The organism is Enterobacter cloacae complex sp. R_G8 (assembly GCF_024599795.1).
Classification (GTDB): domain Bacteria; phylum Pseudomonadota; class Gammaproteobacteria; order Enterobacterales; family Enterobacteriaceae; genus Enterobacter; species Enterobacter dissolvens.
Window position 1 is genome coordinate 798,696 of the sequence record NZ_CP102246.1, and the last position, 13,581, is coordinate 812,276.

General features: G+C 55.2%; 15 protein-coding genes. 10 read left to right on the forward strand and 5 right to left on the reverse strand.

All coding sequences use genetic code 11. From position 1 onward, the window contains the following. Positions 1-116 precede the first annotated feature (116 nt). From rpsO to mtr, 6 genes are all read left to right on the forward strand, one after another. A complete protein-coding gene (gene rpsO / locus NQ842_RS03810; RefSeq protein ID WP_013098914.1) occupies positions 117-386 on the forward strand; it encodes a 30S ribosomal protein S15 in 270 nt (89 codons plus the stop codon). Between the two features lie 242 nt (positions 387-628). Further along, positions 629-2,767 (forward strand): polyribonucleotide nucleotidyltransferase, encoded by a 2,139-nt coding sequence (gene pnp, locus NQ842_RS03815; RefSeq protein ID WP_014833429.1) that lies wholly within the window; start codon positions 629-631, stop codon positions 2,765-2,767. A gap of 108 nt (positions 2,768-2,875) precedes the next feature. Then, positions 2,876-3,760, forward strand: a complete 885-nt coding sequence (gene nlpI / locus NQ842_RS03820; protein ID WP_013098912.1) for a lipoprotein NlpI — start codon at positions 2,876-2,878, stop codon at positions 3,758-3,760. Between the two features lie 108 nt (positions 3,761-3,868). Then, on the forward strand, positions 3,869-3,949 hold the full coding sequence (gene yrbN / locus NQ842_RS23370; protein WP_100122156.1) for a protein YrbN: 81 nt from the start codon (positions 3,869-3,871) through the stop codon (positions 3,947-3,949). Continuing rightward, positions 3,942-5,837: a DEAD/DEAH family ATP-dependent RNA helicase gene (locus NQ842_RS03825; RefSeq protein WP_014833428.1), complete on the forward strand. Its 1,896-nt coding sequence runs from the start codon at positions 3,942-3,944 to the stop codon at positions 5,835-5,837. The genes yrbN and NQ842_RS03825 overlap by 8 nt, the downstream gene beginning before the upstream one ends. 141 nt (positions 5,838-5,978) lie before the next feature. After that, the gene (gene mtr / locus NQ842_RS03830; protein ID WP_014833427.1) at positions 5,979-7,223 is read left to right on the forward strand and encodes a tryptophan permease; all 1,245 of its coding nucleotides are present in this window, start codon (positions 5,979-5,981) and stop codon (positions 7,221-7,223) included. An 84-nt stretch (positions 7,224-7,307) separates the two neighbouring features. Here mtr and NQ842_RS03835 read toward each other — a convergent pair whose 3' ends face one another. From NQ842_RS03835 to NQ842_RS03845, 3 genes are all read right to left on the reverse strand, one after another. Next, entirely contained in the window at positions 7,308-8,315 is a 1,008-nt protein-coding gene (locus NQ842_RS03835) for an LLM class flavin-dependent oxidoreductase (RefSeq protein WP_014833426.1), read from the reverse strand. A gap of 78 nt (positions 8,316-8,393) precedes the next feature. Next, positions 8,394-9,272 (reverse strand): U32 family peptidase, encoded by an 879-nt coding sequence (locus NQ842_RS03840; protein WP_083020546.1) that lies wholly within the window; start codon positions 9,270-9,272, stop codon positions 8,394-8,396. Between the two features lie 7 nt (positions 9,273-9,279). Then, positions 9,280-10,275: a peptidase U32 family protein gene (locus tag NQ842_RS03845; protein WP_014833424.1), complete on the reverse strand. Its 996-nt coding sequence runs from the start codon at positions 10,273-10,275 to the stop codon at positions 9,280-9,282. A gap of 211 nt (positions 10,276-10,486) precedes the next feature. On the opposite strand from NQ842_RS03845, the gene NQ842_RS03850 reads away from it, so the two are divergent. Then, a complete protein-coding gene (locus NQ842_RS03850; RefSeq protein WP_248060451.1) occupies positions 10,487-11,011 on the forward strand; it encodes an SCP2 domain-containing protein in 525 nt (174 codons plus the stop codon). Beyond that, the gene (locus NQ842_RS03855) at positions 11,005-11,508 is read left to right on the forward strand and encodes a GNAT family N-acetyltransferase (RefSeq protein WP_047361215.1); all 504 of its coding nucleotides are present in this window, start codon (positions 11,005-11,007) and stop codon (positions 11,506-11,508) included. The genes NQ842_RS03850 and NQ842_RS03855 overlap by 7 nt, the downstream gene beginning before the upstream one ends. Here the strand turns inward: NQ842_RS03855 and NQ842_RS03860 are convergent. Continuing rightward, the gene (locus NQ842_RS03860; RefSeq protein WP_072094927.1) at positions 11,495-11,824 is read right to left on the reverse strand and encodes a GIY-YIG nuclease family protein; all 330 of its coding nucleotides are present in this window, start codon (positions 11,822-11,824) and stop codon (positions 11,495-11,497) included. The two genes, NQ842_RS03855 and NQ842_RS03860, sit on opposite strands and share 14 nt — an antisense overlap. 14 nt (positions 11,825-11,838) lie before the next feature. Here NQ842_RS03860 and NQ842_RS03865 point away from each other — a divergent pair, with 14 nt between their 5' ends. After that, entirely contained in the window at positions 11,839-12,273 is a 435-nt protein-coding gene (locus NQ842_RS03865) for a YhbP family protein (protein ID WP_192544670.1), read from the forward strand. Here NQ842_RS03865 and NQ842_RS03870 read toward each other — a convergent pair. Then, on the reverse strand, positions 12,253-12,771 hold the full coding sequence (locus NQ842_RS03870) for a type 1 glutamine amidotransferase domain-containing protein (protein WP_013098902.1): 519 nt from the start codon (positions 12,769-12,771) through the stop codon (positions 12,253-12,255). The two genes, NQ842_RS03865 and NQ842_RS03870, sit on opposite strands and share 21 nt — an antisense overlap. A gap of 128 nt (positions 12,772-12,899) precedes the next feature. On the opposite strand from NQ842_RS03870, the gene NQ842_RS03875 reads away from it, so the two are divergent. After that, the gene (locus NQ842_RS03875; RefSeq protein ID WP_014833419.1) at positions 12,900-13,544 is read left to right on the forward strand and encodes an NAD(P)H-binding protein; all 645 of its coding nucleotides are present in this window, start codon (positions 12,900-12,902) and stop codon (positions 13,542-13,544) included. Positions 13,545-13,581 lie beyond the last annotated feature (37 nt).

Sequence of the window (13,581 nt, forward strand, 5' to 3'; positions counted from 1 at the left end):
GTAGAATATCGCGGCTTAACGTCCGGCAAATTGTTTAACAATTTTGCGGGGCGTATACGGGGATCGCTGAATTAGAGATCGGCATCCTTACATTCTTTATACTTTGGAGTTTGAAAATGTCTCTAAGCGTTGAAGCTAAAGCTAAAATCGTTTCTGAGTTTGGTCGTGGTACTAACGACAGCGGTTCTACCGAAGTTCAGGTTGCACTGCTGACTGCACAGATTAACCACCTGCAGGGTCACTTTGCAGAGCACAAAAAAGATCACCACAGCCGTCGTGGTCTGCTGCGTATGGTTTCTCAGCGTCGTAAACTGCTCGACTACCTGAAACGTAAAGATGTTGCACGTTACTCCGCGCTGATCGAGCGTCTGGGTCTGCGTCGCTAAGTCTTGCGAGTTTCAGAAAAGGGGGCCTGATGGCCCCTTTTTTCAACCAGACCGCAGCAATTCACTGGAAACTATTGTATTGTTGCTATAAATGATCTTCCTTGCAGAGGTTCGCGCGGCTAATGAGAGGCTTCACCCATGGGGGTGTTGGTTGTCATTAGTCGCGAGGATGCGAAGAAGGTCGGGTTAAATCGTCAGCACACCGGTGGTGTGCTGTCAAACTTTTAAGAAAGGACAGAATTTTGCTGAATCCGATCGTTCGTAAATTCCAGTATGGTCAGCATACCGTCACGCTGGAAACCGGCATGATGGCACGTCAGGCTACTGCTGCCGTTATGGTAAGCATGGATGACACCGCGGTATTCGTGACCGTTGTTGGCCAGAAAAAAGCAAAACCAGGTCAGGACTTTTTCCCTCTGACCGTTAACTACCAGGAGCGTACTTACGCTGCCGGTAAAATCCCGGGTGGCTTCTTCCGTCGTGAAGGCCGTCCAAGCGAAGGCGAAACCCTGATCGCGCGTCTGATTGACCGCCCGGTTCGTCCGCTGTTCCCGGAAGGCTTCGTAAACGAAGTGCAGGTTATCGCGACCGTGGTTTCCGTTAACCCACAGGTTAACCCGGATATCGTTGCGATGATCGGCGCATCCGCTGCGCTGTCTCTGTCCGGTATTCCATTCAATGGTCCAATCGGTGCTGCGCGCGTTGGCTACATCAACGACCAGTATGTGCTGAACCCGACTCAGGAAGAGCTGAAAGAAAGTAAGCTGGACCTGGTTGTTGCGGGTACTGAAGCCGCTGTTCTGATGGTTGAATCTGAAGCTGAACTGCTGAGCGAAGACCAGATGCTCGGCGCTGTGGTCTTCGGCCACGACCAGCAGCAGGTTGTTATCCAGAACATCAACGAGCTGGTGAAAGAAGCCGGCAAACCACGTTGGGACTGGCAGCCTGAAGCAGTAAACGACGCGCTGAACGCACGCGTTGCTGCGCTGGCTGAAGCGCGTCTGAGCGATGCATACCGTATCACCGACAAACAGGAGCGTTATGCTCAGGTTGACGTGATCAAAGACGAAACCATCGCCACGCTGGTTGCTGAAGACGAAACGCTGGATGCTAACGAGCTGAGCGAGATTCTGCACGCAATCGAGAAAAACGTAGTTCGTAGCCGCGTACTGGCTGGCGAGCCGCGTATTGATGGTCGTGAAAAAGACATGATCCGTGGTCTGGACGTGCGTACTGGCGTACTGCCACGTACTCACGGTTCTGCGCTGTTCACCCGTGGCGAAACGCAGGCGCTGGTTACCGCGACCTTGGGTACTGCACGTGACGCACAGATCATCGACGAGCTGATGGGCGAGCGCACTGACAGCTTCCTGTTCCACTATAACTTCCCTCCGTACTCCGTAGGGGAAACCGGTATGGTGGGTTCGCCGAAGCGTCGTGAAATTGGTCACGGTCGTCTGGCGAAGCGCGGCGTACTGGCAGTGATGCCAGACGCAGACAAATTCCCGTACACCGTTCGTGTGGTTTCTGAAATCACCGAATCTAACGGTTCTTCTTCCATGGCTTCCGTATGTGGTGCCTCTCTGGCGCTGATGGATGCAGGCGTGCCAATCAAAGCCGCCGTTGCGGGTATCGCAATGGGTCTGGTGAAAGAGGGCGACAACTTTGTTGTTCTGTCTGACATTCTGGGCGACGAAGACCACCTGGGCGATATGGACTTCAAAGTGGCGGGTTCCCGCGACGGTATCTCTGCGCTGCAGATGGATATCAAAATTGAAGGTATCACCAAAGAGATCATGCAGGTTGCTCTGAACCAGGCTAAAGGTGCACGTCTGCACATCCTGGGCGTGATGGAACAGGCTATCAACGCGCCACGCGGTGATATCTCTGAATTCGCTCCGCGTATTCACACCATCAAGATCAATCCAGACAAGATCAAAGATGTTATCGGTAAGGGCGGTTCCGTGATCCGTGCGCTGACCGAAGAGACCGGCACCACCATTGAAATCGAAGATGACGGTACTGTGAAAATCGCAGCGACCGACGGCGAGAAAGCGAAATTTGCCATTCGTCGTATCGAAGAAATCACTGCAGAAATCGAAGTGGGCCGTATCTACAATGGTAAAGTGACCCGTATCGTTGACTTTGGCGCATTCGTTGCCATCGGTGGCGGTAAAGAAGGTCTGGTACACATCTCTCAAATCGCTGACAAGCGCGTTGAGAAAGTGACCGATTACCTGCAGATGGGTCAGGAAGTACCGGTTAAAGTTCTGGAAGTTGACCGCCAGGGCCGTATCCGTCTGAGCATTAAAGAAGCAACCGAGCAGTCTCAGCCAGCTGCTGCGCCAGAAGCACCGGCAGCAGAACAGCAGGGCGAGTAAGGTTGCCATTTGCCCTCCGCATCGCGGAGGGCCGTTATCAGGCAGGACGCCTTGTTAAGCCGCCGGGGGACAGGACGTTCATCCAATAGTTGTCTTCGGGAGTGGGAAATGAAGCCTTTTTTGCGCTGGTGTTTCGTTGCGACAGCTTTAACGCTGGCAGGATGCAGCAACTCTGCCTGGCGTAAGAGCGAAGTCCTCGCAGTGCCATTGCAACCGACTTTGCAACAGGAAGTGATTCTGGCACGCATGGAACAAATTCTTGCCAGTCGGGCTTTAACCGATGACGAACGCGCACAGCTTTTATATGAGCGCGGAGTGTTGTATGATAGTCTCGGTCTGAGGGCATTAGCGCGAAATGATTTCTCACAAGCGCTGGCTATCCGACCTGATATGCCTGAAGTATTCAATTACTTAGGCATTTATTTAACGCAGGCAGGCAATTTTGATGCTGCCTATGAAGCGTTTGATTCTGTACTTGAGCTTGATCCAACTTACAACTACGCGCACTTGAATCGCGGTATCGCATTGTATTACGGCGGTCGTGATAAGTTAGCGCAAGATGATCTGCTGGCGTTTTATCAAGACGATCCTAATGATCCTTTCCGTAGCCTGTGGCTTTACATCGTTGAGCAGAAGCTCGATGAGAAGCAGGCAAAAGAGGCACTGAAACAGCGCTTCGACAAATCGGACAAGGAACAGTGGGGATGGAACATTGTCGAGTTCTACCTGGGCAACATTAGCGAAGCAACGCTGATGGAACGCCTCAAGGCGGACGCAACGGATAACACCTCGCTCGCTGAGCATCTCAGTGAAACCAACTTCTATTTAGGTAAGTACTACCTAAGTCTGGGGGATAAGGACAGCGCTACGGCACTGTTCAAATTAGCGGTTGCTAACAACGTACACAACTTCGTTGAGCACCGTTATGCATTGTTGGAATTATCGCTCTTGGGCCAGGAGCAAGACGACCTGGCAGAATCGGACCAGCAATAGCTGACGACATAAACATCAGCCCGTAATCTTTTTGATTGCCATCACCTTAACTGGTGAGGGCGTTGTTGTTCGTCAATACACCTACTTTGAGCCGGTTCACACTTTTCAATGAAAATTGCTAATCATTTTCACGATGAGCTAAGTAGACTGGCCGCCATTGACATTGAGGCACTCGTACTACATGGCTGAATTCGAAACCACTTTTGCAGATCTGGGCCTGAAGGCTCCTATCCTTGAAGCCCTTAACGATCTGGGTTACGAAAAACCATCTCCGATCCAGGCAGAATGTATCCCACACCTGCTTTCTGGTCGTGACGTGCTGGGCATGGCCCAGACTGGTAGCGGTAAAACTGCGGCGTTCTCGCTGCCGCTGCTGAACAACATCGATCCGGACCTGCGTGCACCGCAGATCCTCGTTCTGGCTCCAACCCGTGAACTGGCGGTTCAGGTTGCTGAAGCCATGACGGAATTCTCTAAACACATGCGCGGCGTAAACGTGGTTGCCCTGTACGGCGGCCAGCGTTATGACGTGCAGTTACGCGCCCTGCGCCAGGGCCCACAGATTGTTGTCGGTACGCCGGGCCGTCTGCTGGATCACCTGAAGCGCGGTACACTGGATCTCTCTAAACTGAGCGGTCTGGTACTGGATGAAGCAGACGAAATGCTGCGTATGGGCTTCATCGAAGACGTAGAAACCATTATGGCGCAGATCCCGGAAGGTCATCAGACCGCTCTGTTCTCTGCCACGATGCCAGAAGCCATTCGTCGCATTACCCGTCGCTTCATGAAAGAGCCGCAGGAAGTGCGCATTCAGTCCAGCGTTACCACTCGCCCGGACATCAGCCAGAGCTACTGGTCTGTGTACGGCATGCGCAAAAACGAAGCGCTGGTGCGTTTCCTGGAAGCAGAAGATTTTGATGCGGCGATTATTTTCGTACGTACCAAAAACGCGACCCTGGAAGTGGCTGAAGCCCTGGAGCGTAACGGCTATAACAGCGCAGCGCTGAATGGCGACATGAACCAGGCTCTGCGTGAGCAGACGCTGGAGCGTCTGAAAGACGGTCGTCTGGATATCCTGATTGCAACCGACGTGGCAGCACGTGGTCTGGACGTTGAACGTATCAGCCTGGTTGTAAACTACGACATCCCAATGGACTCCGAGTCCTACGTTCACCGTATCGGCCGTACCGGTCGTGCGGGTCGTGCAGGCCGTGCGCTGCTGTTCGTTGAGAATCGCGAGCGTCGTCTGCTGCGTAACATTGAACGCACTATGAAGCTGACCATTCCGGAAGCTGAGCTGCCAAACGCAGAACTGCTGGGCAAACGCCGTCTGGAAAAATTCGCTGCCAAAGTTCAGCAGCAACTGGAAAGCAGCGATCTGGATCAGTACCGTGCGCTGCTGGCGCAGATCCAGCCAACCGCTGAAGGCGAAGAGCTGGATATCGAAACGCTGGCTGCAGCACTGCTGAAGATGGCACAGGGCGAACGTACCCTGATCGTGCCACCAGATGCACCGATGCGTCCTCGTCGTGAGTTCCGTGACCGTGACGATCGCTTCGAACGTCGTGGCGATCGTAACGACCGTGGCCCACGTGGTGACCGTCCAGAGCGTGGTGGTGAAGATCGTCCACGTCGTGAGCGTCGTGACGCTGGCGAAATGGAGCTGTACCGCATTGAAGTGGGCCGTGATGATGGTGTTGAAGTTCGTCATATCGTTGGCGCGATCGCGAACGAAGGCGACATCAGCAGCCGTTACATCGGTAACATCAAGCTGTTCGCATCCCACTCCACCATCGAGCTGCCAAAAGGCATGCCGGGCGAAGTACTGCAGCACTTTACCCGTACTCGCATCCTGAACAAGCCGATGAACATGCAGCTGCTGGGCGATGCACAGCCACGTCCTGACCGTGGCGGCGAACGTCGTGGCGGTGGTCGCGGTTTCGGTGGCGAGCGTCGTGAAGGCGGTCGTAGCGAAGGTCGTGGTGGTGAAGGTCGTCGTTTCTCCGGTGAACGCCGCGAGAGCCGTGGCCCACGTCGTGAAGAAGGCACCAGCCGTCGTCGTTTTGGTGACGCGTAAGCCTTTCGTTTCTGACGTAAAGTAATATATACAGCCCCGATAAAGACTATCGGGGCTTTTTTTATTTTCTTTGTACTCTTGTACTGGTACAGTGCAGCGCATTAAAATGCAAACCACATTTTTGACTGGAGATATGGCTGTATGGCGACACTAACCACCACCCAAACGTCACCTTCGCTGCTTGGCGGCGTGGTGATCATCGGCGGAACCATTATTGGTGCCGGGATGTTCTCCCTGCCAGTGGTCATGTCCGGTGCGTGGTTCTTCTGGTCGCTGGCTGCGCTGGTTTTCACCTGGTTCTGTATGTTGCATTCAGGGCTGATGATCCTTGAAGCCAACCTGAACTACCGCATTGGCTCCAGCTTCGACACCATCACGAAAGATCTGCTGGGTAAAGGCTGGAACCTGGTGAACGGCCTTTCCATCGCGTTTGTGCTTTACATCCTGACCTACGCGTACATCTCTGCAAGCGGTTCGATTCTGCATCACACCTTTGCGGAGATGTCGCTGAACGTTCCGGCGCGTCTGGCTGGGCTGTGCTTTGCGCTGGGCGTCGCGTTTATAGTCTGGATGAGTACCAAAGCGGTGAGCCGGATGACGGCCATCGTACTGGGCGCAAAGGTCATCACTTTCTTCCTGACCTTCGGTAGCCTGCTGGGGCACGTTACCCCGTCAACGTTGTTTAACGTGGCTGAAACCAATACGTCGTATACGCCGTATCTGCTGATGACCCTGCCGTTCTGTCTGGCGTCGTTTGGCTACCACGGCAACGTACCGAGCCTGATGAAGTACTACGGCAAAGACCCCCGGACGATTGTAAAGTGCCTGGTCTACGGTACGCTGCTGGCGCTGGGGCTGTATGTGATTTGGCTGCTGGGGACGATGGGCAACATCCCGCGTCCGGAGTTTATCGGCATTGCGCAGAAGGGCGGTAACATTGATGTGCTGGTCCAGGCCCTGAGTGGGGTACTGAACAGCCGCAGTCTGGATCTGCTGCTGGTGGTGTTCTCTAACTTTGCGGTAGCGAGCTCTTTCCTCGGCGTGACGCTGGGCCTGTTTGACTATCTGGCGGATCTGTTTGGTTTTGATGATTCCGCGATGGGGCGCTTTAAAACCGCACTGCTGACCTTCCTGCCACCGATTGTCGGCGGCCTGCTGTGGCCGAACGGCTTCCTGTACGCCATCGGCTATGCCGGTCTGGCGGCTACCATCTGGGCGGCAATTGTGCCAGCGCTGCTGGCGCGTAAATCCCGTCAGCGCTTCGGTAGCCCGAAATTCCGCGTCTGGGGCGGCAAACCGATGATTGCACTGATTCTGGTGTTTGGTATTGGCAACGCGGTGGTGCACGTGCTGTCGAGTTTTAATTTGTTGCCTGTATATCACTAAACACAAAGCCCGGTGGCGCTACGCTTACCGGGCCTACAGGGATCGCGTAGGCCGGATAAGGCGAAGCCGCCATCCGGCAAAAAACTACCCCACCAATTCTTCTTTCACCTGCATCGCTAAATCAAACGAATGCAAACGCGCCTGGTGATCAAATATCTGGCCGTTAACCATAATCTCATCCGCCTGCGTTTCGCGCAGCACCGCTTCCAGCCCGTGACGCACCTTTGCTTTATCTCCCACCAGCGACATGCTCAGCGCTTGCTGAACGCCATACTGCTCGGAGGCTGACCACAGCTGATGCATATTCTCCACCGGTGGCGGCAGTTGGCCTGTCTCGCCGCGACGCAGCTTCACAAACGCCTGCTGCATGGAGGTAAACAGGAATTCCGCATCGCGATTGCTGTCGGCGGCAATGATGTTGATACACACCATCGCGTACGGTTTCTCCAGCCTTTCAGAAGGTTTGAAGTTCGTGCGGTAGAGATGCAGCGCCTGATGCAGCATATCCGGTGCGAAGTGCGAGGCAAACGCAAACGGCAGCCCCAACTGTGCAGCAAGCTGCGCACTGTACAGGCTCGACCCCAGCAGCCATACCGGGATCTTTTCGCCGTAGCCCGGCACCGGGCGCACGTGCGGGTTCGGGTCACGCGCATCGAACCAGTCCACCAGTTCCGCCACATCACGCGGGAAATTGTCGATGTCACCACTCATATGGCGACGCAGGGCGCGCATGGTTGGCTGGTCGCTGCCCGGCGCACGGCCAAGGCCTAAATCAATACGGCCCGGATAGAGGGTATTCAGCGTACCAAACTGCTCGGCGATCACCAGTGGAGCATGGTTTGGCAGCATCACGCCACCGGATCCCAGGTGCAGGGTGGTGGTGTTCGCGGCCAGATAACCAATCAGTACCGAGGTGGCGGCGCTGGCGATACCGACCATGTTGTGGTGCTCTGCCAGCCAGTAACGGTGATAGCCACGCTTTTCGGCCAGTTGAGCCAGATCGAGAGAGTGCGAAAAGGCTTCTCTGGCCGAGGAGCCTTGTGGGATCGGCGCCAGATCCAGCACCGAAAACGGAAGGGTTTTGTCAGTCATAACAGCTCACTTTGTCGACGGTCAATCTTTAATACTGCATTAAATAATGATAACCGTTGTTAACAAAGTGAGCCTTTTTCAGGCCTGCAGCTCCAGTCCGGCCAGCCGTTTCCAGTAGCCGTTACAGTCACTGTTTGCCGTCAGCGGCAGCGGTGACGCGCCATTTTCGTTGGCGCGAAAAGCATCCAGCATGGCAAACACGCTGGTGTCCAGCGGCGACAGACGCACCATATCCACCAGCCCGACCATCGACGCCAGCTCGTTACCCAGGTTATAGACATAGCCGCTCATGGTCTGAATGCCGTTGAGGACAAACACCTGCTGGTTCTCCTGCGACAGCATGCTGCGCCCGTTCGGGTACTTGATGCAGCAGGTCTCGCACTCGTCTTTCGGCCGATCTTCAGAGCGGGCAGTAAAGCAGCGGGCAGAGTACGCCAGCGGCAGATGGCCATAGCTCAGCACTTCCACTTCAAACTGATTGCGAATGCCAAGCTCTTCACTCTGAGCGAGCAGGTTTGCCAGCCAGTCGCGCGACAGCTCTACCGGCATGCACCAGCGCGTCATCCCCTGTTTCAGCAGCAGGCGCAGGGTCACGGCGTTATAGCAGTTCAATGCATGGCCCGCGACAAACGGCAGCTTGCGTTCAGCGCACATGTTCACCACGCCCAGGTCGCTCGCTTCAATCAGGAATTCACCGTTCTCCACATAGCGTTTTAGCTCACCCAGTTCGGAGGACGCCTGCACCAGCGCCAGCGTGGAGAGCACCACCTGTTTGCCGCTCCCGGCGAGGCTTTTCGCCATCTCCAGCCAGTCGCCCACTTTGGTGGCGCGGCGCTTGCTGCATACCGCTTCGCCAAGATAAATCACATCGGCGCTGCTGGTTGCGGCCTGTTGATAAAAATCTTCCAGCGTCTCTTTTGGCCAGTAGTAGAGCACCGGTCCTAATGAATATTTCATGATTATCTCACTGCCATTTACGGTGATACGCGCCAAGCGTGGTTTGTGTGCCTTCAGACATCGCGCCGAGGGTCTCCATCCAGGCCGACTGTGGGGCGTAGTTCTGCGGGTCTGCCATGCAGCGGTCGATAGCCTGACGCCAGACTTTCGCCACCTGACTGACGTAGGCCGGGCTGCGCTGGCGACCTTCAATCTTCACCGAAGCAATATTAGCGGCCAGCAGTTCCGGCAGCAGTTCCAGCGTGTTGAGGCTGGTGGGTTCTTCCAGCGCGTGATAACGCTCACCGTCAACCAGATAGCGGCCTTTGCACAAGGTCGGGTAGCCGGCGTTTTCACCGTCCTGATAGCGGTCAATCAGTACCTCATTCAGGCGAGATTCCAGCCCCTGTGGCGTTTGCTGCCAGCGAACAAAGCGAGCAGGCGAGCAGGCGCCAACGGTATTGGGTGATTCACCGGTTAAATACGAGGAGAGATAGCAGCGGCCTTCAGCCATGATGCACAGGCTGCCAAAGGCAAAAACTTCCAGCGGCACTGGCGTGACGCGCGCGAGTTGCTTAACCTGATGAATAGAGAGCACGCGCGGTAAGACCACGCGGGCCACGTCAAAGTGTTGATGATAAAAACGTACCGCCTCTTCGTTGGTGGCAGAGGCCTGAACAGAGACATGGCGCTCAATATGAGGATAGCGTTCTGCCGCATACTCCAGCATGGCGAGGTCGGCCAGAATCAGCGCATCGGCACCCAGCTGTGCTGCCATATCCACCGCGCGCTGCCAGCGGGCATAGCCATCAGGATGGGCAAAGGTATTGATGGCAATATGCAATTTGCGGCGGTGCTGGTGTACGAAGTTAACGGCTTCCTGAAGCTTTTTCTCCGTAAAGTTGAGGCCAGCAAAATGGCGGGCGTTAGTATCATCTTTCAGCCCGATATAGACCGCATCGGCCCCATTTTCGATGGCCGCCTTAAGCGCCGGAAGGTTTCCGGCAGGGCAGAGCAGCTCCATAATTTATCCTGATGTCGTCGAGAGCAAAAATGTTAACGAGCTGGGATTTTAATTAACCCATACGCGACAATTTTTGATTTAAGGCAGCTAATGGCGTATTGATGGCACCAATAATGAGGTACACCGGACGACGGTTTGTTGATTTACGCCGCTATGTTGTCCTCCGGATATGGCAAAATACCCGCACTATCGCTATCAGGGAGTAAAGCTCGTGCTGGAAAAACTGCGTTCACGTCTCGTACAATTTGGTCCATCAATGCTGAGCGTGCCGGTAAAACTGGCGCCGTTCGCGCTTAAACGTCAGGTGCTGGAGCAGGTCCTGAGCTGGCAATTCCGCCAGGCGTTGCAGGATGGCGAGCTGGCGTTTCTGGAAGGTCGCTGGTTAAGCATTGAAGTGCGTGATATCGGTCTGCGCTGGTTTACCTCCGTTGAGAATGACCAGCTGATCGTACGCGAGTCTGCCGACGCGGATGTGAGCTTTAGCGCCGACGCCTGCGATCTGCTGATGATCGCCGCGCGTAAGCAGGATCCGGATACCCTCTTTTTCCAGCGCCGTCTGGTCATTGAAGGCGATACGGAACTGGGTCTGTACGTCAAAAATTTAATGGATGCCATTGAGCTGGAGCAGATGCCAAAAGCGCTGCGCGTGATGTTGATGCAAATGGCAGATTTCGTTGAGGCCGGGCTGAAAACCCCGCCTGACAGTAAACACACTTCAGTAGGTGAGCCATGCTGATTCGAGTCGAAATTGGGATTGATGCACCGGGTATCGATGCGTTGTTACGCCGTTCTTTTGCGAGCGACGCAGAAGCCCAACTGGTCCACGATCTCCGCGAAGACGGCCTGATCACGCTGGGGCTGGTTGCCACCGATGATGAAGGTCAGGTGGTGGGCTACGTTGCCTTCAGCCCGGTAACCGTTCAGGGTGAAGAATTACAGTGGGTAGGAATGGCGCCGCTGGCGGTAGATGAGCACTATCGCGGGCAGGGGCTGGCGCGTCAGCTGGTGTATGAAGGGCTGGACTCGCTCAATGAGTTTGGCTATGCCGCGGTGGTGACGCTGGGCGATCCTGCTTTCTATGGTCGTCTGGGCTTCGAACAGGCGGCGCACTACGATCTTCGTTGTCGCTGGCCGGGCACCGAATCTGCCTTCCAGGTGCACCGACTGGCTGATGACGCACTGAATGGTGTAAATGGTCTGGTGGAGTACCACGACCATTTTAATCGTTTCTAATCAGGCTTTCGCACAGCGCCTCAAACGAGCCGTCTCCGGTGACGAGGCGCTCTTTCTGGCGCTTTGTCAGCTGCTTAATGCGGTATTCCACCCTTAACGCCAGCGATCGGTCACCTACGGGGGCTGAAAAGGCGAGCGTTAATTCACCTTTCCCCCGCAGCGCTTTTGCCCCTTTTCCCGTTTGATGTTGAAGAAAACGCCGCGCCACATCGGTGGTGATCCCGGTGTAGAGGGCATTATCGGCGGTACGGACAAGGTAGAGAAACCAGCACACGGTAAACAGATTCAGTATGTTAAGGTGAACGCACCATAGCATGAGAGAGAACGAAAATGGAAACTCTGGCTGCCATTAACCGCTGGCTGGCGAAACAGCATGTTGTCACCTGGTGCGTGTATGACGACGGTGAAATGTGGTGCGCGAATGCGTTTTACTATTATGACCCTGATCGCGTTGCGTTTTATGTGATGACCGAAGATAAAACGCGCCATGCGCAGATGACCGGGCAACAGGCGAAGGTAGCAGGGACAGTTAACGGTCAGCCTAAAACGGTGGCACTGATCCGTGGGGTGCAGTTTAAAGGGGAGATCCGTCGGCTGGACGGTGAAGAGAGCGACGCGCGCCGTAAGCACTACACGCGCCGCTTTCCGGTAGCCGCCGCCTTAAAAGCCCCGGTGTGGGAAATCCGCCTTGATGAGCTGAAATTTACCGACAACACGCTGGGCTTTGGCAAAAAGCTGCACTGGCTACGCGCCGAGCAGGCGTAGCGCTTCGCGGTTAAACGCGGGCAGATCGTCCGGGGTTCGGCTGGTGATCAGCTGGTCTTTGTCGTTAACCACCTCCTGATCGTAAAACTCGGCCCCCGCGTTTTTCAGATCGACAACGATCGGTTTCACGGCCGTGAGTTTACGCCCGCGCACCACATCCGCGCTGATAAGCAGTTGCGGACCGTGGCAGATGGCAAAGACCGGTTTGCCGGTCGAGACGAAATCGCGGGTGAATGTGACGAAGCGCTCGTCCCCGCGCAGGGAATCCGGGGAATGACCGCCGGGTAACAGTAGCGCATCGAAATCTGACGGGCTGACGTTATCAATGGTTTCGTCGATGGTCACGCTGGCTTCGCCCTTGTGGCCTTTCACCGTTTTTCCCGCCTCTTTCTCGATGGTGATGACCTCATGTCCCGCCTTACGGAACGCCTCCGCAGGTGAGGTGAACTCTGAATCTTCAAACTCGTCGGTAATCAGGACTGCGATTTTTTTACCCATGCTTCCTCCGTTGTTTTCGCTTCAGACTGTTTTTTTCCCGTTTGTGGTAAATACTTACCGGTAACAGACTTCTAAGTGTGGTTGACCGTGCTGAGTTCGCAAACGGACTATTCTGTAAAGGGGAAGAGATGAGTCAGGTACTGATTACAGGCGCAACCGGGCTGGTGGGCGATCATCTGCTGCGGCTGCTGATTCAGGATCGCAGGGTGAACTACATCGCAGCCCCGACACGTCGACCGCTGGCTGACATCTCTGGCGTCTTTAATCCTCACGATCCGCAGCTGACTGACGCACTGGCACAGGTGCAGGATCCCATCGATATCGCCTTTTGCTGTCTTGGGACGACGCGGCGCGAGGCGGGCAGTAAAGAGGCGTTTGTCCATGCCGACTACACGCTGGTGGTCGACACGGCGCTGACGGCGAAAAAGCTGGGAGCCACCCATTTTCTGGTGGTCAGCTCGCTGGGTGCCAGCGCCCGTTCGCCGTTCTTTTACAACAAGGTGAAGGGGGAGATGGAAGAGGCACTGATTGCCCAGAAGTGGGAGCGGTTGACTATCGTCCGTCCCTCCATGCTGCTGGGGCATCGCGACGAGCGTCGTTTTAACGAGTCTGTTTTTGCCCCCTTGTTCCGCATTCTGCCTGGTAACTGGAAATCCATTGAGGCGCGCGATGTGGCGCGTGCGATGCTAAACGAGGCACTTTCGCCGTCGCAGGAGGGGGTGAATATCATTCCTTCGGCAAAACTGCGTGAAATCGCTCAAGGCGAGGCGTAAACTCCCCCGGCTAATTAAATAACACTCTCCGGGGAAT